The following is a 25,174-nucleotide window of genomic DNA, read 5'->3' on the forward strand; positions in this document are numbered from 1 at the left end:
GGATTAGCCATGCGTGTTGTGACAGCAGGGATCGGGCTTCGGGCGGGGCATGTGCTCTCCATCCTGAAAGAGGCCATGCCCGAGGTCGAGTTTGTCGGCTTCTATGATCCCCAGCCCACCCATCTGGAGATGATCGGCACCGATGTGCCGCGGTTTGACGACGTGGAGACCATGCTCACTGAGGCGTCGCCAGACCTCTTCTTTGTCGGCTCGCCCAACAGCTTCCATCTGGAGCATATCAAGGCGGGACTGGCCGCCGGGGTGCGGATTTTCACCGAAAAGCCCGTGGTCACCACCAAAGAGGAGACCATGGAACTGGCCGCTCTCTTGGCAGAACATGGCACAGACAGTGTGATGGTCGGGCTGGTGCTGCGCTATTCGCAACATATGGTGGATCTGCGCCGTGTGCTGGATCAGATCGGGCCGATCACCTCAATTGAGGCGAGCGAACATATCGCGCCGTATCACGGAGCATTTTTCATGCGGGACTGGCGGCGGATGGTGCGCTGGTCTGGCGGCTTCATGCTGGAAAAATGCTGCCATGATCTGGACATTTACAACATGGTGACGGCCTCTCGCCCGAACCGGGTGGCGAGCTTTGGGGGCCGGCGCTCCTTTGTGCCGGAGTTCGCCCCCACATCTAATGCTGAAAACGAGATCATGCACCGCAAGAAAAGCGTGTGGCAAAGCGTGGAGGATCCATTTCACAGCGACGGGGATATCATCGACCACCAGACCGCGATCCTGCACTATGAAAGCGGCGCTTCGATGAGTTTTCACACCAATATCAACGTGCCCGATGAGCACCGCCGCTTCTGTGTGATGGGTGCGCTTGGCATGGTTGAGGGCGATTTTATGCGCGGCTTTGTCAGGGCCACGGCTCGGGATGGCACCGTGATTGCCGATCACGATTACACCCAGATGGAAGCCGCGCGCGCCTCTGCCCATTACGGCGCGGATCACATGATGGTGGATGACATCGTGGCCTTTTTGAAAGGCGACAGCGACAGCCTGCCGGTGGGCGTGGTGGACGCGCTTGAGGCCGGGCTTGTGGCCATGGCGCTGGATGAGGCGCGCATCAACGGCAGCATGATTGATATGGCCCCGACCTGGGCCGAGTTTGACACATTTGGATTGCGGACATGACCATGAAAGCGGATGTTCCCGGCGCCTGGATGGCGCAGGAAAGCGCCCAAGCCCTCAGCGTATTTGCACGCGCGGCCACCCAAGAGGTGACCTTGCCCGACATGGGCGATGTGCGGGCGTTCTACACGATTGCACGCGGCTCCTCGGATGCGGCGGCCAATATTCTCTCCTATGAGTTCATGCGGGTGCTGGGCGTGCCGGTGACCTCGCTGCCGCCGTCGGTCTTCTCGATTGGCGCGGGCGTACAGCTGGAGGACGCCGCCGCATTGGTGGTGAGCCAATCCGGCGCGAGCGAAGACCTTGTGCGCAGCGCCAAAGGTGCGCGGGCGCGGGGGGCCAAGGTGCTGGCACTGACCAATCAGCCCGACAGCCCGGTGGAGCAGGTTTCCGAGGTCACCGTGCCGATTGGTGCCGGGCCGGAAAACGCGGTGCCAGCGACCAAAACCGTGGTGGGCTCGATCGCGGCAGGGATCGCACTTTTGGCTGGAATAGAGCCTAAATATGATGCGAAAAGCGCCGCAACAGCGCTGCAGGCTGCGCCCACGGCATTGCCAAACGGAAACAGCATCCGCGCGGCCTTTCTGCGCGCGCGCAATGTCTATGTGATTGGCCGCGACACCGGCTTTGGGGCGGCCCATGAGGTGGCGCTCAAACTCAAGGAATGCTGCGCGCTGCATGCTGAAGCTTATTCCGCCTCCGAGGTGCTGCATGGCCCGCTGCAACTGGCGACCAATCCTTTGATGGTGCTGATCCTTGATACCGGACAGGCCGACATTCAGGACAGTCTGGATCAGGCAGAGGCACGCTTTGGCGCGGTGGGCTGTGATGTGCATCGGCTGCGGGTTTCCGAGTTGATCGACGCGCCCCTGACACCCGCCGCCGCAGCCGCCTATCTGCTGGCGCTGATCTATCCCGTGATCCTTGAAACCGCGCTGGCTTTGGGGTTGAACCCCGATGCGCCGGAAACGCTTTCGAAAGTGACCCAAACCACATGACCGACTCTCTGAACACCTGGGCCACCTGGCGCGAAATTCACCAACAACCCGCTGTCTGGCGCGCCTGGGGGGCCGCTCTGGATGTCGCTGGCCTGCGCGCATGGATTGCGGAGCAGGCAGCCGATGAAATCTGGTTCTGCGGCGCAGGCACCAGCGCTTATATCGGCGACATCATCGCCGCCGCCGTGCCGGGCACGCGCTCTGTGCCCTCCACCGATCTGGTGGCCAACCCGCGCGCCTTTCTGTCTGGCAACCGCCCGCTGGTGGTGAGCTTTGGCCGCTCCGGCAATTCCACCGAAAGCCTCGGCACGCTAGATGCACTGGACGCTTTGGCACCGGATGCGCCGCGTTTGCACATCACCTGTAACCCCGACGGCGCGCTGGCAACCCGCGAAGCGCCCGGACCATTGAAGGTGATCAACCTGCCCGAAGTGACCCATGACGCGGGCTTTGCCATGACCAGCAGCTTTTCCACCATGCTGCTCACCGCGCTCGCCCTGTTTGATGCGCCCTGCGATGTGCCTGCGCGATTTGATGCGCTGGCCGATCAGCTCGACGCCCTGTTGCCACAGTTTGGCACACCGCGCCCGGAGCGCGCGGTCTATGTGGGCTCTGGCCCCCTCACTTACGCGGCACGTGAAGCGGCGCTGAAGGTGATGGAGCTGACCGCTGGACAGACGCCTGCGCTGTGGGACAGCAGCCTTGGGTTCCGCCACGGGCCAAAGTCCTTTGTGCGCGGGGAGACCACGATCACCGTCTTCTCCAGCCCGCACTCGCCAACCCGCGCCTATGACACCGATCTGGTGGCCGAGCTGCGCGCGCAGTTTCCTGAAGCGCGGGTGACAGAGATTGGCCCGGGGGGTGACATCGACATCCCCATGCCCTTTGGCACCGCCTGGGCCGCACCGCTGTGCATCGCCGCCGCCCAGATCGACGGGGTCAAATGGGCGGCAGACCTGAGCCTCAATGTGGATGATCCCTTCACGGGCCAAGGCACGCTCAGCCGGGTGGTGGCCGGGGTGACCCTACACGGGGTTGGCGAGGGAGCAGACGCATGACCGTCGCCGGCATCGATCTGGGTGGCACCAAATGTGAGGTGCGCCTGTTTGATGAAGACTGGAGCGAGGTCGCACGCCATCGCGCCCCCACGCCCAAGTCTTACAAAGATCTGGTGGCAACCGTGGTGGATCAGGCCCGCTGGGCCGAAGCGGAGGCAGGCATGGCCGTACCCGTCGGCGTCGGGGCGGCAGGGTTGATCAACCCCAAGACCGGCCTTGCGCTGACCGCCAATCTGCCCGCCACGGACCATCCGTTTCCCACCCATCTGAACACCGCGCTGGGACGCCCGATCACCTATGTGAATGACTGCCGTGCGCTGGGACTTTCTGAAGCAATTTTTGGCGCGGGTCGGGGCCATGACACGGTGATGTCGCTGATCATTGGCACAGGCATTGGCGGCGGAATTGTGGTGAAACAGTCTCTATTGCAGGGGCCAACCCTCACCGGCGGCGAGTTTGGCCATATCGCCGCGCCCGCACATATCGTGAGCCGTTACCGGCTGCCGATCCATCGCTGTGGCTGCGGCCGTCAGGGCTGTATTGAAACCTATGTTGCGGGCCCCGGCCTGAGCCTGCTGGCGGAGCATCTGACCGGACAAAACCTTTCCCCCCCCGAGATCGCTGCGCGGCGCATGGGCGATATGGCGCGGGTCTGGAAAGTCTGGACCAGCCTTGCCGCCGAGATGATCCACGGACTGACTCTGACAGTGGATCCTGACGTGATTGTGCTGGGCGGTGGCTTGAGCCGGATCGACGGCGTGATCGAAGACATCACAGCCACCGCGCAGGATGCGCAGATCGGCGATTTTCTCGCCGCAAAACTGGTACTGGCGCAAGGCGGAGACGCCAGCGGCGCGCGCGGCGCAGCCTATGCGGCCTGGCAGGAGACACAAAATGACTGATGTGCTGCGCAAAATCATCGCCCAAAACCGCGGCGGCGCGCCGGTGGCCATCCCCTCGGTCTGCTCTGCGCATCCGGATGTGCTGCGGGCCTCGCTCGCGTTGGCGGAGCGCAAGGATCAGCAGGTGGTGATTGAAGCCACCTCCAATCAGGTCAATCAGGATGGCGGCTATACCGGGATCACACCGGAGGGCTTCATCCGCTATGTGCACGACATTGCCGACGGCGCAGGTGTGGACCGCAACCGCATCATCTTTGGCGGCGACCACCTCGGCCCGCAGGCCTGGCGCGCCATGCCAGCCGAGGCGGCGATGGAAAAGGCGCGCGTATTGGTGCGCGACTATGTGAAAGCCGGCTTTGGCAAAATCCATCTGGATTGCTCGGAAGGCTGCGCGGGCGAAGCGGCGCAGCTTAATGACGATCAAACCGCCAGCCGCTCTGCCGATCTGGCGCGGGTCTGCGCAGAGGCGGGTGAGGATCTGCTCTTTGTGGTTGGCACCGAAGTGCCCCCGCCCGGCGGCGCGCGCATGGATGAGGACGGAGACATTCCGCCCACCAATGCCGCAGACGCCGCAAAGACGCTGGCGATGCATATCGAAACCTTCGGCGATCTGGCCCCAGCTATCGGCGGGCTGGTGGTGCAGCCCGGCGTGGAGTTCAGCCCGACCGAGGTGCATCACATGCCGCTGGCGCGCGATCCGGGCTTTGTTGCGGCTCTCGCAGACGCGCCAAATGTCTGCCTTGAGGCGCATTCCACGGATTATCAGCACCCGGAGGTGTTTCACCGGCTTGCAGAGCTGGGCTTTGCGTTCCAAAAGGTCGGCCCGGCGCTGACCTTCGCATACCGCGAAGCGCTTTACGCGCTGGACAGTCTGCGCGGCACCAAAGGCGCGCTGCAGGCCGCAATGGAAGAAGTGATGTTGGAAACGCCAAAACACTGGCAGGGGCACTATCATGGGGCCGAGGAGGCGCTTTATCAGCAGCGCCATTTCGGGCTGGCGGATCGCATCCGCTACTACTGGCCCCAACCCAAAGCAGTTGCCGCTGTAAATGCGTTGTTTGACAATCTCCCCGCCGCATTGCCGGACGCCACGCTGCGCACGGCCTTTGACGAGACCACGCTGGCCCGCGCCGAGATGCTCAGCGGTTCTCAGGCGCAGCGGCTGGTGGATGCACAGATCGAGCTGGCGCTGGATCCCTATTTTCTTGAGGTGACATCATGAGCACGCAATGGCTGGCCCCCGATCACCTGTTTGACGGCAAAGACCTGCGCTCAGGCATGGCCCTGCGTGTGGAAAACGGCGTTGTGACAGAGATCGCCAAGGCGCCAGCGGGGGCCACGCCACTGTGCGGGACGCTGACACCGGGCTATGTGGATTTGCAGGTCAACGGCGGCGGCGGCGTGTTGTTAAACGCCACACCAACGCGCGAAGCCATTGCCACCATCGCCGCCGCGCATCGGCGTTTTGGCACGGTTGCGATCCTGCCCACGGTGATCACCGACCGCCCCGAAGTGCTTGAGAATGCCGCCAATGCCATTGTCGCGGCCAAAGATCTGCCCGGCGTTGCGGGGCTGCACATCGAAGGGCCGCATATTGCCGAGCCGCGCAAAGGCACCCATGAGGGCAGCTTTATCCGCCCGCTTGATACCCGCACGATGAATGTGGTGCGCCATCTGCGCGAGATCGGCATTCCGGTGATGATGACGCTGGCGCCAGAGGCCGCGACGCTTGAGCAGATTTCCGAGCTGGCGGGGATCGGCGTTGTTGTGTCGCTGGGCCACACCGACGCCACGGCGGCGCAGGTTGAGGCGGCGATTGCGGCGGGCGCAAGCTGCGCGACGCATCTCTATAACGCCATGTCCCCGATGACGAGCCGGGAACCCGGCGTGGTGGGCGCGGTGATCAATTCATCGCTGTATGCCGGGATCATTTGTGACGGCTTCCATGTGGCTGACAGCATGGTCGGGCTTGCCCTGCGCGCACGTCCGGTGCCGGACCGTATGATGCTGGTCTCAGATTCCATGGCCACGGTTGGCGGGCCGGACCGGTTTGATCTTTATGGCCATGAGGTTGTGCTGCGCGACGGGCGTTTGATCAACCGTCAGGGCGGCTTGGCCGGGGCGCATATCACTCAGGCCGAGGGTGTGCAGCGCCTGATTTCAAAGATCGGGCTGACACCGGAAGCGGCCCTGCGCATGGCGATCACCACCCCTGCGGCCTGCATGTGGCTGGAGGCGCTCGCCAGCCCGCTCAACCGCCCTGTCGAAGATCTGATCTTGCTGGATGAAGACCACGCTGTGACCGGCACGCTTGCCACAGCTCTCACCGCGCCAAAAGCCCCAGATGCGGCGGAATAGGCTCACATTTGAGGTCTGTATCGACAGCCCTGCCGGGTTAAATGCCTGCGCCGGTCTGGTGGACCGGATCGAGCTGTGCAGCGCGCTGGAGCTGGGAGGGCTGACGCCCGATCCGGGGCTGATAGCGCTGGCGGCGCAGAGCGATTTGCCAAGCCATGTGATGATCCGGCCCCGTGCCGGAGATTTCCATTATGACGCAGCAGAAACACAGGCGATGTGCGCCAGCATTCATGCGGTGAAGGAGGCCGGTCTGGCCGGGGTGGTCATCGGCGCTCGCCAAGGGGACGTGCTTGATCTGGACACGCTCAGCACCCTGATGCGCGCCGCCGACGGGTTGGAGGTCACATTGCATCGTGTGATCGACCTGCTGCCGGATCCCATCGCGGCCATGGAGCAGGCGATCTCACTGGGCATAGACCGCATCCTGACCTCCGGCGGAGCGCCCAAGGCGATTGACGGGTTGGCGCAGATTGCACGCCTCCACAGCGCGGCAAACGGGCGGATCGAGATCATGGCGGGTAGCGGCGTATCAGTTTCTAACTTGGCTGAAATCGCAGAAAAGACCGGCATCACATCCTTTCACAGCTCCTGCGCAAAAGGCATGCCCGTGGCCGCAGACTTGCATCAATTTGGCTTTGCCAAGACGCAGCGTGTAACAGACCGCGCCGCCGTTTCTGCTTTCAGGAGCAAGCTCGATCAGCTTGCAACGCGGGGCTAGCTGCGCAGCGCCTGTGCCAAAGCGTGATAAGATGCCTTTGGTGTGCGCGCAAAGCTGTCAAAATCCACATGGATCAGGCCGAAACGCTTCTCATAGCCCAGCGCCCATTCGTAATTGTCCATCAGCGACCAGATGTAATAGCCCTTCAGCGGCACATCTGCGGCCAGCGCGTCCTGCACCGCTGAAAGATGGCTATTGAGGTAAGACATGCGGTGCGGATCCTCCACCACGCCGCGATCTGTGAGGTGATCTGGCGCAGACATGCCGTTTTCGGTCACGTAGATCGGCAAATCGCCAGTGTATTCGCGCGCCATGCGGATCAGGAAATCGCGCAGCCCGTCGGGATAGATCTCCCAGCCCATTGAGGTCAGCGGCAGATCCCCGGTGTGCTCGCTGTAACGCGGCCACGGGCCATCCTGCGGACCAATGAGCTTGCGGGTGTAGTAGTTCAGCCCGCTCCAATCCACGGGTGTGGTGATCACCTCAAAATCATCCTGCCAGCCCTTTGGCAAATGCGGCTCCAAACCCTCCAGCGCCAGCGCGGGATATTCGCCTTTGAACAGCCCGCCGAGGAAGAACCGGTTGTAGATCGCATCATAGCGCGCGGCGGCGGCGGCGGCCTCTGCACTGTCATCCAGCGGCGTGGCCCATTCAAAATTGCACACCGCGCCGAGGTTTTTCATGCCATGGCCGCGCATGACCTGAATGGCCGTGCCATGGGCCAGAAGCACATGATGCATGGCGCGTGCGGTGGCGCGGATGTCGCGCAGCCCCGGCGCATGGGCGCCGACAAAATGGCTCAGCCAGCCGACACACCAGGGCTCGTTGATCGGCGCAACCGACCAGACGCGATCCCCGATCCGGCGCATGAGCGTGTCGGTATAGTCGCCAAACCAGCCCGCGATATCGCGATTGCGCCAGCCACCCAGATCGGCAAGGGCGGAGGGCAGCTCCCAATGATAAAGCGTCAGCGCCGGATTGATGCCGCGCGCCAAAAGCCCGTCCACCAGTCGGTCATAAAAATCGAGCCCCTGCTGATTGGGTGTGCCACGCCCCTCGGGCAGTACCCGCGCCCAGCTGGTGGAAAAGCGGTAGGTGTCCACCCCCAACCCGGCGATGAGATCGAGATCTTCTTCCAATCGGTTGTAGTGATCACAGCCCAACGCGCCGTTTTCAGCGCGCACCACATTGCCAGGCGTGGCGGCAAAATCATCCCAATGCGTGCGCCCCGCGCCGCCAAAGCTGTGGCCCTCGATCTGATAGCTCGATGTGGCCACACCAAATTGAAACCCTTCGGGAAAGTCGGAGCGCTTGTAGGTGATCATCTCAATCCTCCTGTGCCAAAACCTGTCGCACCGCCGGGGCTGGCCCGGTGGATTGGCCCACGGTCAGGGTTGCTTCGAGCATCTCCTGACGCAGCTCGCTGCCGGGTTTGGAAATCATATCAATCAGAGTGCCAGCCACCTTGCGCCCGGCTTCGCGCACCGAAGAGCGCACGGCGGTGAAGGCCGGCACATCGCCTTCGTTGCCGAAGTAACTCAGCGCATCGTCATGGATCACCACGGAGACATCGCGGCCCATCTTCAGCCCAGCTTCGGAAAGCGCGCGGCGCAGACCAATGGCCGGAATGATCGAGGACACCACAAAGGCGGTTGGCGGCTTCTCCATCGCCAGCGCTGTGCGGCAGGTTTCATAGCCGTAGTTCTCGGTCATTTCGTCATGAAAGATCAACTCCTGGCGCACAGGCACCTCGCGCCCGTCCAGCGCCGCCACATAGCCCGCCCCGCGGCGGGTGGCAAAATCCATATCCGCCAATCCGTTCAGCAAGGCGATGCGGCGGTGGCCCAGATCCAGCAGAAATTCGGTGGCCCGCTGAAAGGCCCGCTTGTTGTTCACATCCACCCAGCTGTAGCGCTCTGCCACCTCGGTGGAGCGGCCATGCACCACAAAGGGCACACCCAGTTCCTGCAACAGCGCGATGCGGCGATCATTCACCTTGGGGCCGTGCACGATGACCCCGTCCACTGCTCCACGTGAAACAAGTTTGCGGTAACTGGCCTCTTCGTCCTCGTCATTCACCACCGACAGCAACAGATCATAGCCATTGTCAGAATAGATCTCCCCCGCCCCGGCGATGAAATCGGCAAAGATCGGGTTCACCATCTCATGCTTCTTGGACACCGGCAGCACGTGACCGATGGTCATCGCCCGCCCGGTCGCCAGTGTTTTGGCGCGGGTGTTGGGCGCATAGTTGTGGGCCCGCGCCGCCTCCAGCACCTTTTGCCGCGTTGATTCGCGCACTTCGGGGTAGCCGTTTAACGCACGCGACACTGTGGTCTGCGACAGACCCAGTTTCTCTGAGAGCTCTTTCAGGTTCATGATTTTTGACGTTTATTCCTCAAAGCGCTTTGATAATGGATGCTTTATCGGTGTGACCAACAGCATCGACATCAAAGAATTCCTCCTGAAAACAGTCATAAATCATATATTTCTTTGGTACAAGCGCCGCAATTTCAAGCGCATTGCAAAATTCAAAGCGCTTTGGTAATCTATCCACAGATTATGGAAACTGGGAGGAAATCCATGACACCGAAACTCTATGCGAGCGCCGCCGCGCTGGCGCTGATGGCGGGCACCGCAATGGCGGACGGCCACGGCCACATGAAGTTCAAGCCGGGTGAGGGAGCATTCAGCTGGGACAGCTACAACGCATGGGCCGAGAGCGCGCCGGATCTGAGCGGTCAGACCGTGACCGTCGCTGGCCCCTGGCTGCAGCCGGAAGATGACGTGTTCCGCTCCGTGCTGGCCTATTTCACCGAAGCCACCGGCGCTGAGGCCATCTACACCGGCTCTGACAGCTTTGAGCAGCAGATCGTGATCGACGCCGAAGCGGGCTCCGCCCCCAATATCGCTGTGTTCCCGCAGCCGGGCCTCGCAGCAGACATGGCCGCGCGCGGCCTGCTTTCGCCGCTGCCTGCAAGCATGGCACCCTGGACCGTCGAGAACTACGGCGCAGGCCAGAGCTGGGTGGATCTTGGCACCTACGCGGACAAAGACGGTGCCGATCAGCACTATGGTTTCTTCTACAATGTGAACGTGAAATCGCTGGTCTGGTATGTGCCGGAGAACTTTGAGGACGCCGAGTATGAGGTGCCCGAGACCATGGAGGAGCTGCGCGCGCTGACCGAGCAGATCGTGGCCGATGGCGAAACCCCTTGGTGCATCGGTCTGGGATCGGGCGCGGCAACCGGCTGGCCTGCTACCGACTGGGTGGAAGACATCATGCTGCGCACCCAGCCAGCCGATGTTTATGACGCCTGGACCACCAACGACATTCCGTTCAACGACGAACGTGTGGTTGCGGCCATCGAAGAGTTCGGCTGGTTTGTGGGCGATGACGCCAAAGTCTCCGGCGGTGCGGGTGCCGTGGCCACCACCGACTTCCGCGACAGCCCGAAAGGCATGTTTGCCGCCCCGGCAGAGTGCTACATGCACCGTCAGGCCTCGTTTGTGCCGGCCTTCTTCCCGGAAGGCATTGAGTTTGGCGAAGATGTCGATTTCTTCTACTTCCCGTCTTATGAGGGCAAAGACCTCGGCAATCCGGTTCTGGGCGGCGGCACATTGATGGCGATCACCGATCCGTCTGATGCCACCACCGCGCTGATGGAATTCTTCCAGCTGCCGCTGGCGCATGAAGTTTTTGGCGCGCAGTCGGGCTTCCTGACACCGCTGAAAAGCGTGAATCCGGAGACCTACCTGAACGACGCGCTGCGCGGTCAGGCGGATATTCTGGTGAATGCGACCACCTTCCGCTTTGACGGCTCTGACCTGATGCCAGGTGGCGTGGGCGCAGGCTCCTTCTGGACCGGCATGGTCGATTTCACCGGCGGCAAGGATGCGGCCACGGTGGCGGCCGAAATTCAGGACAGCTGGGACGCGCTGAAATAAGCGCGCTCTGACGCCAAACCCGTGTCGCCCCACATTCGGGGCGGCACAGTTCAAAAAAGGGGTGCGCCATGTCTCCGGCCCTGCTTGGTCTTGTGACCATTGCGATTGGTGTGAGTGGCTGTCTTGGCTATTTCTACCTGTCCAATCTCTTTCTGGATAAAGTCCTGTTTCCGCCGGTGGGCCCCAATGCGGGGCGCAATATCAACCGCGCAAACATGATCCGCCCGTGGCTGTTTCTCGGCCCTGCAATCCTCGCGCTGGGGCTATACCTCGGCTATCCGGTGATTGAGACGCTGCGGCTGTCTCTCACGGACCGCACGCAGGATGAGGCCTTTGTCGGCTTCGCCAATTACAGCCAGATGTTTGCCGAACCCAAATTCTGGGAGGCAATGCGCAACAACATGCTGTGGCTGATTGTGGTGCCTGCCGCCTCCACCGCCTTTGGCCTGTTGGCAGCACAGCTGACCGACCGCATCAAATGGGGCAACATCGCCAAATCCCTGATCTTCATGCCGATGGCGATCTCTTTTGTGGGCGCGTCGGTGATCTTCAAGCTGGTCTATGATGCGCGCCCTGCGGGCAATGAACAGATTGGCATCTTAAATGCGGTCTGGTTGCAGTTTGAAGGTGGAATAGGCTCTTTTCTGATCCTGAAACTGATGCCTGCGGTGCTTCTGGTAAGCTTTGCCGCAATCGTGGCCTATGTCGCCTATCTGCTGCTGCGCCCCCTGCTGGAAAGCGCGGGTACCGTGCTGATCAAAGCACTGCGTGTGTTTGGCGCGGCGCTTGGCCTATGGTTTGCCTATACCGCGCTCAGCAATGCGGTGACGGTCTTTGTCACCGAGCTTGAATATGGCGCGCCGCAGACCTGGTTGACCCTGCCGTTTTACAACAACTTCTTCCTGATGGTGGTGCTGATCTGGATCCAGACCGGTTTTGCCATGGTGATCCTCTCCGCCGCGCTGCGCGGCATCCCGGAGGAAACCATCGAGGCCGCCATTCTGGATGGGGCAAATCCGTTTCAGATCTTCTTCAAGATCAAAGTCCCGCAGATCATGCCCACGATTGTCGTGGTCTGGACCACCATCACGCTGGTCGTGCTCAAAGTCTTTGACATCGTTTTTGCCATGACCAACGGGCAGTGGGAAACACAGGTCTTGGCCAACTACATGTATGACAAGCTGTTCCGCGCCAATGACTGGGGCGTGGGCTCTGCCAGTGCCATCATCATCATGCTGCTCGTCTCCCCGATCCTGATCTGGAACGTGGTGCAGGCCCGCAAAGAACTGCGCTGAGGAGAGAGACCATGGACAATATCGCAGGACGTAAATCCGGTCTCAGCTGGGCAGTGAATATCTCTGTGGCGCTGCTTGTGGCGCTGTGGCTCTTCCCCACCGTTGGTTTGTTGGTGTCCTCCTTCCGCACCGCAGATCAGATCTCTGCTTCGGGATGGTGGAAATCCCTGTTTTCGGCAGAGCAGGTCGTGCAGCTGCGCACCGGTGGGGCGGAGGCCGCAACACAGGAGGGCGACCTCTGGGTGGTTGAGGGCAATCTGCTGGACGAGGCTGAGGATGGCCCCGCGCCGGGCATCACAATCACGCGGTTTGGCGTATCCTCCAAAGCGGTGGACGCCTTTGCGGTGGGCGACACAGCAACGTTTTCCAAAGATGAGAAGACCTTCACCATGGACGCGGCGGGGAACTATCGCTTCACCTCCACCGAGAAGTTGCGCAAACGTGGCCAGCGGGTGTTCATCACCGCAACCCTGCCGCCGGACTTTACGCTTGAGAACTATGATCAGGTGCTCTTTTCCGGCAACAGCAATGACAGCATGGCCAAAGCCTTTTTCAACACGCTGACAGTCACGATTCCGGCCACAATCATCCCAATTCTGATCGCCGCTTTCGCCGCCTATGCACTGGCATGGATGGAGTTCCCCGGCCGCGTGCTTTTGATTGCGACGGTGGTGGGCCTCTTGGTGGTGCCCTTGCAGCTGGCGTTGATCCCGCTTCTGAAGCTGCATCTCAATATCGGCATCGGCAAAGGCTATCTTGGCGTCTGGCTGGCCCACACAGGCTTTGGCCTGCCGCTCGCGATCTACCTCTTGCGCAACTACATGGCGGGGCTGCCCAAAGACATCATCGAGAACGCCAAAGTGGATGGCGCTACGGATTTTCAGATCTTCACCAAGATCATCCTGCCCTTGTCTTTCCCTGCGCTGGCCTCTTTCGCAATCCTGCAGTTCCTCTGGACATGGAATGACCTGCTGGTGGCCAAAGTCTTCCTGATTGATGCCACCGGCAACACGACGGTGATGACCAATCAGATTGTCGAACTGCTGGGCACCCGTGGCGGCAATTGGGAGATCCTCGCCACCGCGGCCTTTGTCTCCATCGTGGCGCCGCTCTGCGTGTTTTTTGCCATGCAACGCTATCTCGTGCGCGGCCTGCTGGCCGGCTCCGTGAAATAAAAACAGACCCTAACACGGCAGAAATGCCGCCAAGACCTAGGACGACCCGATGACATATCAGGACCCGAACATGACCCAAGACTCCGCTCTCATCACAGACCCAGACTGGTGGCGCGGTGCGGTGATCTATCAGATTTATCCGCGCTCCTATCAGGACAGCAACGGCGACGGCATTGGCGATCTGGCCGGCATCATCCAGCGCCTGCCCCATGTGGCCAGCCTTGGCGTGGATGCCATCTGGCTCTCGCCGTTCTTCACCTCACCCATGCTGGATTTTGGCTATGACGTCTCTGACTATCGCGATGTCGATCCGATGTTTGGCACGCTCGCGGATTTTGACGCGCTGATCGCCAAGGCCCATGAGCTGGGCATCAAGATCATCATCGATCTTGTGCTCAGCCACACCTCTGATCAGCACCCGTGGTTTGTGGAAAGCCGCGCCGATCGCACCAATGGCAAAGCCGACTGGTATGTCTGGGCTGACGCCAAGCCGGATGGCACGCCGCCCAACAACTGGCTGTCGATCTTTGGCGGTCCGGCCTGGCAGTGGGACACCGCGCGGATGCAGTATTATCTGCACAATTTCTTGGCCGAGCAGCCGGACCTCAACTTCCACAACGCTGAGGTGCGTCAGGAGCTGCTGGATGTGGCCCGCTTCTGGCTGGAGCGTGGGGTGGATGGTTTCCGGCTGGATACGGTGAACTTCTACTATTGTGACGCAGAGCTGCGCGACAACCCGCCCCTGCCCGAGGATCAGCGCAACGACAATATCGCGCCAGCGGTGAACCCCTATAACCATCAGGATCACCTGCACGACAAAAACCAGCCGGAAAACCTCGGCTTCCTGCGCGATCTGCGGGATTTGCTGAATGAATATGACGCGATCACCACTGTGGGTGAGGTGGGGGATTCCCATCGTGGCAGTGAAATTCAGGCGGAATACACCGGCGGCGGGGACAAGCTGCATATGGCCTATGATTTTGCCCTGCTTGGCCATGTGCATCCCACCGGCACACGCATCGCCGAAGTGATGGCAAAGGCGGAAAGCTTCTCTCAGGACAGCTGGGGCTGCTGGGCCTATTCCAACCACGACGTGGAACGTCATGGTTCCCGTTGGGCACTGTCAGATGCCGCCCAGCGCACCTATGCGGCGCTTTTGATGTCGCTGCGCGGTTCTGCCTGCATCTATCAGGGCGAAGAGCTGGGCCTGCCGGAGGCCGATGTGGCGTTTGACGATCTGCAAGACCCCTATGGCATCCGTTTCTGGCCAAAGTTCAAAGGGCGTGACGGATGTCGCACGCCCATGGTGTGGAAGTCTGACAATCAGAATGGCGGGTTTTCGGACAGCAAGCCCTGGCTGCCCGTGGCCTCTGAGCACCTGGCGCTGTCGGTTGAAGCGCAAGAGGACGCCTCCGGCTCCATGCTGAACTTCTACCGCCGTCTGATCGCCTTCCGCAAAACCGTGCCTGCGCTGGCCAAGGGGGACTTCACCCTGATCCACGCCGATGACACCCACATCCGGTTTGAACGCAGCCACAATGGCACCCGCGCAATCTGTGCCTTCAACCTGTCTGACAAAGACCAAAGTTTTGATCTGCCGAGCGGCGCCTGGAAAGTGGAGGCCAAAGCCCCCTTCACCGTCAGCCGCGATGGCAACAACGTCACCTTGCCCGGATGGCAGGCGGTCTTTGCGGTCACATCAGGCTCTAACACAGCGCAAAACAGCGAGGAAAGCGGACATGGCTGATCTGGTTCTCAAAGATGTGGCCAAGTCCTATGGCCAGGTGAACGTTCTGAGCAACATCGATCTGGAGATCGAGAAAGGCGAATTGATTGTCTTTGTCGGCCCGTCGGGCTGTGGCAAATCCACCTTGCTGCGGATGATTGCGGGGCTCGAACATATCACCGGCGGCACGCTGGAAATTGACGGCACATTGGTCAACGATGTGCCGCCCAGCCAGCGCGGCATCGCCATGGTGTTCCAATCCTACGCGCTCTACCCGCATCTCACCGTGCGCGAAAATATGTCCTTTGCGCTCAAGATCGCGAAAATGAGCACGGCGGAGATCAACGAGCGTGTGGAGAAGGCCGCCAAAACCCTGCAGCTGCACAATCTGCTGGACCGCCTGCCCAAAGAGCTCTCCGGCGGGCAACGCCAGCGTGTCGCCATTGGCCGTTCGATTGTGCGCGATCCAAAGGTCTATCTGTTTGATGAGCCGCTCTCCAACCTTGATGCGGCGCTGCGCGTGGCCACCCGCATCGAGATTGCGCAGCTTAAGGAAAGCATGCCGGACAGCACCATGGTTTATGTGACCCACGATCAGGTGGAAGCGATGACGCTTGCCTCGCGCATTGTGGTGCTGGCCGGTGGCGGCATTGCACAGGTTGGCACGCCGCTGGAGCTCTATGAGCGCCCGGAAAATGAGTTTGTCGCGCAGTTCATCGGCTCTCCGGCCATGAACCTGCTGCCCGGCAAAATCACCGGCACGGGCGAGACAACCACCGTGGCATTGGATGCAGGCGGCACCGCCACATCGACCGTGCCATCACGCGCTGAGGATATGGGGCGTGCCGTGAACATCGGCGTGCGCCCCGAAGATCTGGTGACCACCGATGGCCCCGCGATCTTCACCGGCACGGTCAATATCACCGAAGCTCTGGGAGAGGTCACCCTGCTCTATTTTCAGCCGCAAGGCGACGCGGATCCGGTGATCGGCAAGCTTCAGGGCATTCACCGCGACCTCAAAGGCCAGCAGGTGTCCATGACCGCAGACCCGGCCAAAGTGCATATTTTTGCCGACACGCAATCGCTTCTCTATCGCGACCGCCCGATCAAATCGATCGCAACCAAGGCGCATTAAACCGCGCCTAGGTGCATAGCCCTCATTTAGGGTTGCTCTCTGCCCCCGCAGCACCCGCCGCAAAACAGTGGTGCGGTGCGCAAAATCGTTGCAAACTAGGGGGATGCAACGCACCCAGCAAGAATCGCGCCGCCGGATTTCAGTGGGCCGAAGCCAGAGCCGCACAGGCTCTGCGCAAACTTACGAAAAATTTTTAACGAATTTGGGAGACCGCCCAAATTTCAACAGTTTTTTTACCTCTGTTAAATAGTCGTCAAGACGTTCCATCTGTCGGCTTATCTAAGTCATTGGGGTTTATCGCAATGCTGCGTCTTATGAGGTTGTTCGTCACATTGGCTGTCGCCGGTGTTCACTGCGCCCCGCATATGTCGGTGGCGGAGACGTTGACCATTGGCACCATGAACCAGGGCATCCGCGCGCAGATGAAGATATATGAGCCTTTCGCGGCTTATGTTGAGGAAGAAATGCGCGGCACCGGGGTGACCAGTGTGCGACTGATGGTGGTGTCCAGCGCCGACCAAATGGCGGATGCGATCAAACGCAACGAGGTCGACATCTTCATCGACAGCCCGCTTGTGGCAGGCAAAGTGGCCAAAATGTCCGGCGCACAGCCGTTTCTGCGCCGCCATCAGGAAACCGCAGGCCCCTATTTTTCGGTGATCATCGCCCATGTGAACAGCGGGATCACCACGCTGGACGATCTCGAAGGCAAGACCATTGCCTTCAGCGAGCCGGAATCCTCCGCCGGCTTTCTGCTGCCCGCCCACATCATCGTGCAACACGGCCTGCGTCTGCGTGAGAAGCTGAACCAGACGCAGATTGCCGAAGAGGGTGAAGTGAACTTCGTGTTCTCCTCACACGATAAAAACACCATTTTTCTGATCGCCAGCCAGCGTGTGGACGCGGCGGCCACCAATCTGGATGCGTTTCAGGCCTTGCGCGCAGCGCGTCCGGGTGAGTATCGCGTCATCGCCAGTTCCGCAAAGTTTCCGCGTCAGGTGTTGTTGCATCGGGAGAGTTTGAACCCCGAGACGCTCTCAGACGTACGCTCTGTGTTGCTGGGCATGCAAGAGTCAGAAGAAGGTCGCAACGTGCTTAAAAAACTGCAGAACACCAGCGCGTTTGATGATTTTCCAGATGGTCGCAATCGGCTTTTTGAAAGGATCAACAAAATACTGAGCGACCTCGAAAAGGCGGGGATACAGTAGCGTGTCCGCAGAGAAGAAACGACCTTTGAGCTATTTTTCCCAGACATGGCAATCGATGACCTACGGCCTTGGCCGTCGCATGACGCTGTACTTCGGCCTCATGATCGGTGCCTTTGTGACCACGCTGATCTATCTCAACACCCTGACCCAGCTGGAGCTGGTGCGCACACGTTTCTCGGAGCGTTCGGACGCGCTGGGGATCCTGATTCAGGAAGTGACGCTGCCTTACCTCTTTGAGGGGCGTCCGGCGGAGCTCGACATCATCTATCAGGAGCTGATGCGCCAGCCCGACATCCTGAGCCTGAAGTTTGTCGACCCAAACAGCTATCTGCTGGTGAACGGCGAGGAGGATTCCAATGCGCTCTTTCTCAGCCGGGTCGAAGATCCGCTGATCACGCTGGCCATCGAGACCCAAACAACCAATATCATCTCTGAGGACAACCGCATTCAGGTGGCGGTGCCGGTGATCTATGGCAATGTGAACTACGGCACGATCCGTTTTGATCTGGATGGGGAACCCGCCAGCCGCGAGGTGAACCTTGTGCTGCGCCGGAACCTGCTTTTCGGGGTGTTTTTCACCCTCACCGGCGTCTTACTGAGCATCTGGGTCTCGCGCCGCCTGACCGAGCCGCTGGCGCGTCTGAACAGCGCCACAAAACGCGCCGCCAAAGGCAATCTCAATCAGTCCATTGTCATCCGCACCAATGACGAGGTCGAAAGCCTCGCCAACAGCTTCAACCTGATGCTGGGCAACCTGCGCGCCTGGGTGCAATCGCTGGAGGACACCCAGACCAAGCTTGAGGTGTCGGGTCGCGATCTGAACCTCAAAAACCAGGAGCTGCAAATCGCAGCGGAACAGGCCACAGCCGCCGAAAAGGCCAAGTCCCAGTTCCTTGCGCGCATGAGCCACGAGATCCGCACGCCGATGAACGGGGTGCTTGGCATGGCGGAGCTGCTGGCGGACACCGATCTGTCGGTGGATCAGCAAAACCTGCTGGAATCGATCCACAGTTCCGGCTCCACCCTGCTGAGGATCATCAACGACATTCTGGATTTCTCCAAGATCGACAGCGATCACATGACCCTGCGCGAAGAGGCCTACCGCCCCAGCGACGTGATTGAAAACACCGCGCAGATGCTCTCCTTTCAGGCCGCGCAGGCGGGCGTTGATCTGATCACGCGGGTTGCGCCGGAGTTGCCCAAATCCCTGATGGGCGACGACTCGCGCCTGCAGCAGATCATCATCAACCTTGTGGGCAACGCGCTGAAGTTCACCGAAGAAGGCTATGTGCTGATCAACGCCACGCTCAAAAAGGATGACGGGCAAGATGTAATGCAGGTGGATGTCTGCGACACCGGCATCGGCATCCCAAAAGACAAGCTTGAAACCGTGTTTGACCAGTTCACGCAGGTGGATGGCTCCTACAGCCGCCGCCATCAGGGCACCGGTCTGGGCCTCGCCATTGCCAAAGGCTTCACCGAACTCATGGGCGGGCGCATCTGGGTCACCTCTGAACTGGGCAAAGGCACCACGTTCAAATTCACCATTCCGATCAAAAAGCCTGACACGCCGCCGCCGCTGCATTCCGAGGACAGCGTCGATCTGGAAGGTCTGAGGGTTCTGGTTCTGCAATCCGAACCCACAGCGCTGTTTGTGACCAAGGAGATCCTGAACCAATGGGGGGCTGAGGCGCAGACCTTTGAGACCGCCGCCGCCGCGCTCAGCAGCCTACGCGCCGCCACGGAGGCCAAAGAACCTTACGAGGTGATCATCACGGAAACCTCCCTGCCCGATATGGAGCAGGCCAAGCTCTTTGCAGAGCTCAAGGCGGCGCAGGGCCGCAAGAAGGCGCGTCTGATTGTGGTCAAACCGATCAGCGAGGCGCTGCAGACCGACAAGGTGAAAACGCCGCAGGCGGATGCCGAACTGCTGAAACCTGTGCTGACACCCAAGCTGTTGGCCGCCCTCGTGCCGGATGAAATCGACGCAGAAGAAGCCGCCGCACCCAAGGCCTTCTTTGCGGCCAATGGCGCGCCCAAACCCATCGCGCAGGAGCTTTCAGAGCTGCCTGAGGACAAAACCATCCTGATTGTGGATGACAACAAAACCAATCGCAAACTCATCGAGGTCTTTCTGACCCGGCTTGGGATCAACCATTACTCCGCCAACGACGGGGAACAGGCGATCAACCGCTTCCGCACCCACCGCCCCGATCTGGTTCTGATGGATGTGAGCATGCCGGTGATGAACGGGCTGGACGCAACCCGCGAAATCCGCGCACTTGAGGCGCTTGGAGGTGCGGCCCGCAGCCAGATTGTCGGGCTGACAGCCCATTCCGCTCCTGAAGATCGGGAGGCCTGTCTGGAAAGCGGGATGGACGCGCATATGGCCAAACCGATCAAACTTCAGCAGCTCAAAAAGATCATCGCCGAACTTTGAGAATGATCGCCACTTGAGACGCGCAAGCTATTGAAATTCCGCTCTTTGCCCTGCAACACTCGGCGAAGTTGCAAGGAGCGGAACATGGCGAAGACAACACAGCATGTTGTGGTGGTGGGCGCGGGCATCAATGGCGCGGCCACGGCGCTTTGGCTGCGGCGCACAGGCTGTGAGGTGACGCTGATTGACAAGGGCGCGCCGGGCATGGGCGCCTCTTTTGGCAATGCCTGCCTCCTGGCCAGCTGCGCGATCCTGCCCAATGCAACACCGGGTCTGGCCAAAAGGGCGCCGGGTTACCTGCTCAACCCTGATTTCCCGCTCTTCATGCAATGGGGCCACCTGCCCCGGCTGGTGCCTTGGTTGCTGAAGTTCATGGGATATTCCAGCGACACCCATGTGCGCCGTATCACTCAGGCTCTGACAGATCTGATCGGCGACAGCGTCGAGCAACACAAGGCGCTGGCCGCGGGCACCGCAGCGGAGCGCTGGATCAAAGACACCGATTATCTCTTTGCCTATAAAGACCGCGCCGCATTTGACGCCGACAGCTACGTCTGGGACATGCGCGCCGAGATGGGCTTTGTGCCCGACCTCGTCGAAGGGCAGGCGATACGGGAGATGGAGCCCATTCTGGGCGGGGACATCGGCCTGCTCGCGGTCAACAAGGCTCATGGCTATATCCTCAACCCCGCGTCTTACGTGAAAGCGCTGGTGGAGACATTAACCGGCATGGGCGGCCGCTTTGTGCAGGCGGAGGTGCGGGATTTTGATCTTTCAGGGGGCGAAATCTCCGCCGTTCTGACCGATCAGGGCCGCATCGACTGTGACCGCGCGGTGCTTTCGTCGGGGATCTGGTCCAAGGATCTGGCGCGCAAACTGGGCCTCACTGTGCCGCTGGAGGTCGAACGCGGCTACCATGTCACCTACCGCAACCCGTCGGTGCAGCCCAACAATCCGATGATGATCGCGGACGCCAAATTTGTCGCCACGCCCATGGATCAGGGGCTGCGCTGTGCCGGAATTGTCGAGTTTGGCGGCCTGTCAGAGCAGAAATCCAAAGCCCCGCTCAAGCTGCTGCGCCGCAAGGTGGCAGAAGTGTTCCCTGATCTGCGCGCTGTTAGCGAAGAGGAATGGCTCGGCTTCCGCCCGACGCTGCCAGACAGCCTACCGATGTTGGGAGAAATTGGCACAAGCGGTGTGTATGCGGCCTTTGGCCATCAGCACATCGGCCTCACAGGTGGTGCAAAAACCGGACGTCTGGTGGCGGATCTGATCACCGGAAAAACGCCCAACATGGACCTCGCGCCCTATCACCCGCAACGTTTCACATGAAACATCGCCCGCAACGTGGCGGGCGATTTTCTAAGTTTTATTGAGGATCAGGCGGATTTGCGTTCCGCTTCCGGTGTGGCCACCTCAGCTTCCACTGCTGAGCCTTCCACCACCTGATCATCCGCGTCCGATACCTCTTCGGCATCTTCGACGGAGGATTTTTCGGAGTGATCCTCCAGCGCGCCGATGATCAGCGGCAGCATGGCTGCGCTGGCCTGGCTCTGGCCTTCGACTTCCGGCGGAGCCACCCAGCTCAGCGTGTCAAAGCTGTGGCAGGTCTCACAGGTTGGCGCCCACTCCGCATGGATGTGGCCACAGTTGTCGCACACCCACTGCGGACCGCGCGGCGCGCTCAGTGCTTTGGCAAGGAAACCCTTCACCACCGCGTCGCTTGAGCCTTCGCCACGTTCCACGGCCGCCATGATGGTCAGCACCCGCTGGGTGGCCGCGCCCTCAACCAGATCGCCCAGCGCACGGCGTGCCGCCGGGAAATCTTCCGCCGCAATATAGAGCTCCGCCATGAGCATCTTGCTCTCGTCATGCTCCGCCGTGGTCTTGATCAACGCGCTAAAACGTTTGATGCGCGCCTCAGGCGTTTCATCAGGGGCGATCTCGGCAAAGGCAGCGGCAAGATCCGGATGCGGCTGCGTATCCCAGGCTTTCTTGAGCAGGCGCGTCGCATAGCGCGCTTTGCCTTTCTCAATATAACCGCGCGCCGCCAGAACCGCCGCAGGGATCAGATCCGGTGACAGACGGTTGGCCTCAATCGCCTGCTCCTGCGCCTCGATCGTGGTGTCCTCAGCCATCACATCCTTGGCTTCCGACAGCGCCAGAACCGCATCGCGGCGGCGGTGCACATCGCGCGGCAGATTGCCGTGACGCAGCTTTGCGTTCAGCGTGCCACGCGCGCCTTTCCAGTCTTTGCTTTCGGTCTGAAGCCGCAGCAGCGTGTCCTGCACCTCTTCATGGCGCGGCTTGAGCGCAAAGGCGTTTTCCGCCAGCTTCAACGCCACATCGGTGTCGCCCGCCGCCAGCTTCTGCTTCATCAGGCCGCGTACACCGACAAACCGCGTGCTCTCGTCATTGAGCAGCTTTTTGTAGGTTTCCTCGGCCTTTTTGGCATCGCCATGCATCTCAGCAGCCTGCGCCACGATGAGGTTGGTCAGCTGCGGCTTCATCAACAGCCGTTCTGCACGGCGCGCCTTGTCCATCGCGATGCGCCCTTCGCCGGAGGCCAGCGCCATGACGCTGTCAGACAGCGCCTGATAGCCCTTTTGCTCGCGATTGCGGTCAAAATAGCGGCTGATCGCGGTTTCATCCCCGTTGAGGAATTTCAGCACCGCCACGAGAAAACCGAGAAGCTTGATGCCCACCCAGACAGTGGCCACCAGAGCGGCCAGCGCCAGCGCGGTCTGGAACGGGCCGAGGCTGTATTCCACCCCGCCCACGGTCAGCATCACACCGCCTTCGCTTTCAAGCAGGTAAATCGAGCCAAAGGTCAGCCCGGTGACAATGGCAACAAACGCAATAATTTTGATCAGGGACCAGAGCATGAAATGACCTTCAGTTACTGTTTAGGGTTTGTGCCAGATCTTCGGCAGCTTGCGTGGCGTCAGCCCGGGTTTGCGCCTGCGCAACCCACTCTGCCATCACGGATTTCGGCCCCTCGGCCAATGTGTCGATCTCGCCCAGCGCCGCCGCCAGATCACCCGCCTTCAGGGCCGCTTCGGCCCGGCTAAGGATCGCATCTGTGTCGCTGCCTTCGCGGGCTTCAACAGAGCGTGCGCCAAACTGGGTTTTGAAGAAATTGCCAAGGGTGCTGCCTTGGGCATCATCCACCTTATCCGCCCGCGCCTTGGCCAAGGCCGCGCGTGCCGCATCCGGATAGCTCTCGATCAGTGCAGAGAGCGGGATGATCCCGTCATCGGCAAACTGCTCCAGAACCGGCGCAACCTCCTGCCCGGTGGCAGACCGCAGATCAACCACCGCAGCCCGATACGGCGCGCCGCTCTCAAGCGCGGCAACGATGCGCGTCACAGAAGAGCGCGCCAAAGCCGTCTTGGCCGACAAATCCGCGCGGTCTTTCAGCTCCGCCGCTTCCGCTTTCTGGGCTGCAACCAGATCTTTGAGGTCTTTCACCTCGCGCTCATAGGCAGCCACCGCCGCCGCGCCCAACCCTTCGGTCAGCGGGCGCTTTTCGATATCCATCAAGCGGGCTTCAAAAGTGGCCACCGTCTCAAACAGGCTGCCCACATCCGCGCGCAACGTCTCAAGCGCGCTTGCTGCCGTATCCGCTGCGCCTTGCGCGCCGGTTGCCGCTGCAGAGCTTGCGCTCACACCGCCCTGAAGCTCAGCCAGCGTGGCATTCTGTGCCTCGAGCTGCGCAGTGAGCTCGGCAAGCGCCGCCTTGGTGTCGCCCCCAAGACCAAGCTGATCGCCAAAATAGATCGCCCCGCCAAATCCGATGACAGCCGCGATGACACCGCCAAACACCATCGGCACAAAGCCGCCGCGACGGGCTTCCTGTGGTGCAGGCGCTGGTGCCACCGGCTCAGGCTTTTCAGAGGCCACGCGCTCAAACTCCGGCTCTTGCGCGGATGCCTCGTCTGCACTTTCCAGCGCATCTTCAGAGGCGTCCTCTGCCTCTGATGCATCAGCGGCTATGCCGTCCGCCTCATCCGCCGCCTCGGCGACGTCCTCAGGATCTTCGTCTGAAATTTGCTCAGCGGTCTCCGCTGTCTCCTCCAGGGTTGTCTCCTCAGCGGCCTCTCCATCGGCCTCTTCAGTGGCCTCCGCTTCGATTTCCTCGGAAACCTCCTCCGCGGCGCTCTCCTCCACTATTTCGGCATCTTCGATCGTGTCCGCGGCCTCCACCGCCTCCACCTGATCCTTGTTCGGCTTGTCCGACTTGTCCGTGGTCCCCACCGGTCACCCTTTCGAATCCGTTTTTGCAAATGCAGCACCAATTCTAGGCGAGCGTGGCGACTCGCTCAATGCGTCACCCTGCGTCCAACAGTCTCGTGATCGCATCCGCCATGGCCCCCGCCTCTTTTTTGGCCGACAAAACAACCTGTTCACAGGGCAAATCCCCCAAGGCTTCTTGTGTCGCGCCACTGATCGCCACCAAATGCAAAGCGGCCTTGATCGGGGCAAGCTCTTGCAACTGATGCGCAAATTGTTCTGCGGCATTGGGCGAAAAAAGCGGCACTAAGACGGGCTTTTCCTGCATAAGTCGCGATTTTGCGGCCTCTGACAGCGCAGAAGGAACCTGCCGGTACACCACCGTTGCGCGCGTCTCGATGCCCAGAGAGGTGAGCCGAGCGACCAAATCGCCCCGCGACAAAACCCCGCGCAGATGCAACAGCGGCCCCTTGGGCGCATCGGCTGAAATTCGCGCATAAAGCGTATCCGCGTCGCCTTCCGCTGCAATGGCACGCCAGCCCTTGGCCGCTGCCATCTCTGCCGTGGCCTTGCCAACACACCAGGCGGGCAGATCCTGCCCATCCACCGCCGCCACCGCATTGCGCGAGGTGAACACAACGCCGGTGACATCTGAAAGGTCGACCTCTGCGCCGGTGGGCACAATCTCCACAATCGGGGAAATCTCAATCGGCACCGCCACACCGCGCGAACGCAACACCGCCGCAAACCGCTCCGCATCCGCCAAAGGCCGGGTCAGCAAAATCGAAGCGGGTGTTTGCGGCATTCAGGCCACCGGGATTGTTTGAACGATAGGGA

The 25,174-nt window shown here is 60.8% G+C and carries 20 protein-coding genes; 15 read left to right on the plus strand and 5 right to left on the minus strand.

What is annotated here, in order from left to right; genetic code table 11:
• Positions 1 to 9 precede the first annotated feature (9 nt).
• Genes J7400_RS01095 through J7400_RS01125 form a run of 7 tightly spaced genes read left to right on the plus strand, consistent with a single transcriptional unit; the run spans position 10 to position 7,177 of the window.
• Positions 10 to 1,146, plus strand: a complete 1,137-nt coding sequence (locus tag J7400_RS01095) for a Gfo/Idh/MocA family oxidoreductase (RefSeq protein ID WP_209058061.1) — start codon at positions 10 to 12, stop codon at positions 1,144 to 1,146.
• Positions 1,143 to 2,141: an SIS domain-containing protein gene (locus J7400_RS01100; protein ID WP_247738562.1), complete on the plus strand. Its 999-nt coding sequence runs from the start codon at positions 1,143 to 1,145 to the stop codon at positions 2,139 to 2,141. Before J7400_RS01095 ends, J7400_RS01100 begins: the two co-directional genes overlap by 4 nt.
• Positions 2,138 to 3,199, plus strand: a complete 1,062-nt coding sequence (locus J7400_RS01105) for an SIS domain-containing protein (RefSeq protein ID WP_209058063.1) — start codon at positions 2,138 to 2,140, stop codon at positions 3,197 to 3,199. The genes J7400_RS01100 and J7400_RS01105 overlap by 4 nt, the downstream gene beginning before the upstream one ends.
• Positions 3,196 to 4,101 (plus strand): ROK family protein, encoded by a 906-nt coding sequence (locus J7400_RS01110; RefSeq protein ID WP_209058065.1) that lies wholly within the window; start codon positions 3,196 to 3,198, stop codon positions 4,099 to 4,101. Before J7400_RS01105 ends, J7400_RS01110 begins: the two co-directional genes overlap by 4 nt.
• Positions 4,094 to 5,323 (plus strand): class II D-tagatose-bisphosphate aldolase, non-catalytic subunit, encoded by a 1,230-nt coding sequence (locus J7400_RS01115; protein ID WP_209058067.1) that lies wholly within the window; start codon positions 4,094 to 4,096, stop codon positions 5,321 to 5,323. Before J7400_RS01110 ends, J7400_RS01115 begins: the two co-directional genes overlap by 8 nt.
• Positions 5,320 to 6,459, plus strand: coding sequence for an N-acetylglucosamine-6-phosphate deacetylase (locus J7400_RS01120; protein WP_209058069.1), 1,140 nt, complete (start codon positions 5,320 to 5,322; stop codon positions 6,457 to 6,459). The genes J7400_RS01115 and J7400_RS01120 overlap by 4 nt, the downstream gene beginning before the upstream one ends.
• Positions 6,446 to 7,177, plus strand: coding sequence for a copper homeostasis protein CutC (locus J7400_RS01125; RefSeq protein WP_209058071.1), 732 nt, complete (start codon positions 6,446 to 6,448; stop codon positions 7,175 to 7,177). Before J7400_RS01120 ends, J7400_RS01125 begins: the two co-directional genes overlap by 14 nt.
• Here the strand turns inward: J7400_RS01125 and J7400_RS01130 are convergent.
• Positions 7,174 to 8,502 (minus strand): GH1 family beta-glucosidase, encoded by a 1,329-nt coding sequence (locus tag J7400_RS01130; protein WP_209058073.1) that lies wholly within the window; start codon positions 8,500 to 8,502, stop codon positions 7,174 to 7,176. The genes J7400_RS01125 and J7400_RS01130 overlap by 4 nt on opposite strands.
• Position 8,503: 1 nt before the next feature.
• Positions 8,504 to 9,556 (minus strand): substrate-binding domain-containing protein, encoded by a 1,053-nt coding sequence (locus J7400_RS01135; protein WP_209058075.1) that lies wholly within the window; start codon positions 9,554 to 9,556, stop codon positions 8,504 to 8,506.
• A 204-nt stretch (positions 9,557 to 9,760) separates the two neighbouring features.
• Between J7400_RS01135 and J7400_RS01140 the strand changes: the two genes are divergently transcribed.
• The 8 genes from J7400_RS01140 (at position 9,761) to J7400_RS01175 (ending at position 21,436) form a co-directional block, all read left to right on the plus strand.
• On the plus strand, positions 9,761 to 11,125 hold the full coding sequence (locus J7400_RS01140) for an ABC transporter substrate-binding protein (protein WP_209058077.1): 1,365 nt from the start codon (positions 9,761 to 9,763) through the stop codon (positions 11,123 to 11,125).
• A 68-nt stretch (positions 11,126 to 11,193) separates the two neighbouring features.
• Positions 11,194 to 12,420, plus strand: coding sequence for a sugar ABC transporter permease (locus J7400_RS01145; RefSeq protein WP_209058079.1), 1,227 nt, complete (start codon positions 11,194 to 11,196; stop codon positions 12,418 to 12,420).
• Positions 12,421 to 12,431: 11 nt separating this feature from the next.
• Entirely contained in the window at positions 12,432 to 13,595 is a 1,164-nt protein-coding gene (locus J7400_RS01150; RefSeq protein WP_209058081.1) for a carbohydrate ABC transporter permease, read from the plus strand.
• A gap of 70 nt (positions 13,596 to 13,665) precedes the next feature.
• Positions 13,666 to 15,342 carry an alpha-glucosidase family protein gene (locus tag J7400_RS01155; RefSeq protein ID WP_209058083.1) on the plus strand — a complete coding sequence of 559 codons (1,677 nt, stop codon included), beginning with the start codon at positions 13,666 to 13,668 and terminating at the stop codon, positions 15,340 to 15,342.
• Positions 15,335 to 16,456: a sn-glycerol-3-phosphate ABC transporter ATP-binding protein UgpC gene (ugpC, locus tag J7400_RS01160; protein ID WP_209058085.1), complete on the plus strand. Its 1,122-nt coding sequence runs from the start codon at positions 15,335 to 15,337 to the stop codon at positions 16,454 to 16,456. The genes J7400_RS01155 and ugpC overlap by 8 nt, the downstream gene beginning before the upstream one ends.
• A 302-nt stretch (positions 16,457 to 16,758) precedes the next feature.
• Positions 16,759 to 17,664: a phosphate/phosphite/phosphonate ABC transporter substrate-binding protein gene (locus tag J7400_RS01165; protein ID WP_209058087.1), complete on the plus strand. Its 906-nt coding sequence runs from the start codon at positions 16,759 to 16,761 to the stop codon at positions 17,662 to 17,664.
• Between the two features lie 25 nt (positions 17,665 to 17,689).
• Positions 17,690 to 20,104: a response regulator gene (locus J7400_RS01170; protein WP_209058096.1), complete on the plus strand. Its 2,415-nt coding sequence runs from the start codon at positions 17,690 to 17,692 to the stop codon at positions 20,102 to 20,104.
• 84 nt (positions 20,105 to 20,188) lie between these two features.
• Positions 20,189 to 21,436: an FAD-binding oxidoreductase gene (locus J7400_RS01175; RefSeq protein ID WP_209058098.1), complete on the plus strand. Its 1,248-nt coding sequence runs from the start codon at positions 20,189 to 20,191 to the stop codon at positions 21,434 to 21,436.
• Between the two features lie 47 nt (positions 21,437 to 21,483).
• On the opposite strand, the gene J7400_RS01180 is transcribed toward J7400_RS01175, so the two are convergent.
• From J7400_RS01180 to J7400_RS01190, 3 genes are all read right to left on the minus strand, one after another.
• The gene (locus tag J7400_RS01180) at positions 21,484 to 22,989 is read right to left on the minus strand and encodes a heme biosynthesis HemY N-terminal domain-containing protein (RefSeq protein WP_209058100.1); all 1,506 of its coding nucleotides are present in this window, start codon (positions 22,987 to 22,989) and stop codon (positions 21,484 to 21,486) included.
• Positions 22,990 to 22,999: 10 nt separating this feature from the next.
• Positions 23,000 to 24,361 (minus strand): mitofilin family membrane protein, encoded by a 1,362-nt coding sequence (locus J7400_RS21380; protein WP_209058102.1) that lies wholly within the window; start codon positions 24,359 to 24,361, stop codon positions 23,000 to 23,002.
• A 73-nt stretch (positions 24,362 to 24,434) separates the two neighbouring features.
• Positions 24,435 to 25,142 (minus strand): uroporphyrinogen-III synthase, encoded by a 708-nt coding sequence (locus J7400_RS01190; protein WP_209058104.1) that lies wholly within the window; start codon positions 25,140 to 25,142, stop codon positions 24,435 to 24,437.
• Between the last annotated feature and the right edge of the window lie 32 nt (positions 25,143 to 25,174).

This window comes from Shimia sp. R9_2 (assembly GCF_017743735.1).
In the GTDB taxonomy this organism is placed as follows: domain Bacteria; phylum Pseudomonadota; class Alphaproteobacteria; order Rhodobacterales; family Rhodobacteraceae; genus Shimia.